The 523-nt window shown below is 54.3% G+C and carries 1 protein-coding gene; it reads left to right on the forward strand.

Annotated elements, in window-relative coordinates:
• The first annotated feature begins 2 nt into the window (after window positions 1–2).
• On the forward strand, window positions 3–521 hold the full coding sequence (locus DK926_RS26325; RefSeq protein WP_049795172.1) for an elongation factor P hydroxylase: 519 nt from the start codon (window positions 3–5) through the stop codon (window positions 519–521).
• The last annotated feature ends 2 nt before the right edge of the window (window positions 522–523 follow it).

Here is a 523-nt window from a genome sequence, read left to right on the forward strand (position 1 = left end):
TAATTGAGATTTTTAACGGCTGCTTTGCCGAAGAATTTAATACCCGTCTGATTAAAGGCGACGACGAACCGATCTATCTTCCTGCTGACGCGCAGGTACCGTACCACCGTATCGTCTTTGCGCATGGGTTTTACGCCAGCGCGCTGCATGAGATTTCTCACTGGTGTATCGCCGGTAAGGCGCGCCGCGAACTGGTTGACTTTGGTTACTGGTACTGCCCGGACGGACGCGACGCGCAGACCCAAAGTCAATTCGAAGACGTTGAGGTGAAGCCACAGGCTTTCGACTGGTTGTTTTGCGTGGCGGCGGGGTATCCCTTTAACGTCAGTTGCGACAATCTGGAAGGCGATATTGAACCGGATCGCGTGGCGTTTCAGCGCCGGGTTCATGCGCAGGTAATGGCGTATCTGGAGCAGGGCATTCCTGAACGTCCGGCCCGCTTCATCAAAGCGCTACAGAATTACTATCACACGCCCGAACTTAAGGCGGAACAGTTCCCGTGGCCGGAAGCGCTTAATTAAGC

Origin of the sequence: Rhodococcus sp. Eu-32 (assembly GCF_003336925.1) — a bacterium.
Taxonomy (GTDB): Bacteria; Actinomycetota; Actinomycetes; order Mycobacteriales; family Mycobacteriaceae; genus Rhodococcoides; species Rhodococcoides kyotonensis_B.